The organism is Streptomyces sp. NPDC002490, from assembly GCF_040296045.1.
GTDB lineage: Bacteria > Actinomycetota > Actinomycetes > Streptomycetales > Streptomycetaceae > Streptomyces.
The window spans coordinates 1-1,647 of sequence record NZ_JBEOWM010000131.1; the positions used below are offsets into that span (position 1 = coordinate 1).

Annotated in this window: 1 protein-coding gene; it reads left to right on the forward strand. The window is 67.8% G+C overall.

What is annotated here, in order from left to right; all coding sequences use genetic code 11:
* Positions 1-23: 23 nt before the first annotated feature.
* The coding region (locus ABT092_RS30905; protein ID WP_351249822.1) for a non-ribosomal peptide synthetase at positions 24-1,647 on the forward strand (1,624 nt) is incomplete at its 3' end.

A 1,647-nucleotide genomic window follows, 5' to 3' on the forward strand; every position in this document is an offset into this window, starting at 1 on the left:
TGTTGGAGCATCAGCATGTGGGGTTGGCTGAGATTCAGCGGGTGGTGGGTCAGGGGGCGGTCTTCGACACCTTGGTCGTCTACCAGAACTACCCGCGCAACCCGAACGGTCCCCTGGAACTGACCGGCCTCACCATCGAGGGCGAGGCCAGCGAGGACGCGGCCCATTACCCCCTCGCACTCGCCGTGTCGACCACGGACGAGATGGAGTTCCGTTTCGACTACCACAAGGACAAGTTCGACGAGTCGACGGTGCGTGCCTTGGGTGAGCGGTTGGTGCGGTTGTTGGAGCAGATAGTCGAGAATCCGACGCGGCCGGTGTCGGAGTTGGACGTTCTGGACCCGGTGGAGCGGGCGAACGTTCTGGTGGGGTGGAACGACACGGGGTGTGAGGTGTCGGCTGGGTCGGTGGTGGAGTTGTTCGCGGGGCAGGTGGGTCGGTCTCCGGGTGGGGTGGCGGTGGTGGGCGACGACGTGTCCTGGTCGTACGGGGAGTTGGCGCACTTGTCCGATCGGGTGGCGGGGTGGTTGGTGGGGTGTGGTGTGGGTGTGGGGGGTCGGGTGGGTGTGGTGGTGGGTCGGTCTCCGTGGTTGGTGGCGGTGTTGTTGGGGGTGTGGAAGGCGGGTGCGGCGTTCGTGCCCTTGGACGTGAGCCATCCGGTGGAGCGCTTGCGGTCGGTCGTGAGCGGGGCCGGGTTGGATGTGGTGGTGGCGGATCGTGTGGTGGAGGGCTTGGAGACGGTTCCTCTGGAGGAGCTGTTCGCTGCTGATCCGTTGATGACTCCGACTGTGGTGTCTGCTGATTCCTTGGCGTATGTGATGTTCACCTCGGGGTCCACGGGTGAACCGAAGGGCGTGGCGGTCACGCACCGCAGTGTGGCGGCGTTCGTGTCGGATCGTGCCTGGCGCGAGGACGTGGTGGCACGGGTGCTCGTCCAGGCGAACCATGCGTTCGATGCGTCGACGTATGAGTTGTGGGTGCCGTTGGTGCACGGCGGCACTCTGGTGGTGGCGCCGGCGGGTGATCTGGACGCGGCGGAGCGGGGGCGGTTGATTGCCGAGCACGGGGTGACGAATGTGCATGTGACGGCGGGGTTGCTTCGGGTGTTGGCGGAGGAGTCCCCGGAGGTCTTCGCCGGGGTGCGGGAGGTGTCGACGGGTGGGGACGTGGTGTCGTCCTCGGCGATCCGTGCCCTGCTGGCCCGCTATCCGGAGCTGACCGTGCGGACGACGTACGGGCCGACCGAGACCACGGCGTTCACCACCCAACTCGCCTACCACGCGGGTGATGAGGTGCCGGCGAGTGTTCCGCTGGGACGCCCGATGGACAACTCCCGGGCGTACGTCCTCGACGAGTTCCTCCGCCCCGTTCCCCCGGGTGTGACGGGGGAGCTGTACCTCGCCGGTGACGGTCTGGCCCGCGGATACGACCGGCGCCCGGGGTTGACCGCCGAACGGTTCGTGGCGTGCCCGCACGGCGCCGGGCGGATGTACCGGACGGGTGACCTGGCGCGCTGGTCGTCGGACGGGGTGTTGGAGTTCGCCGGTCGGGTGGATGACCAGGTGAAGGTGCGGGGGTTCCGGATCGAGCCGGGTGAGGTCGAAGCAGTCCTCGCCGAACGCCCCGAGGTCGGACAAGCAGCCGTCG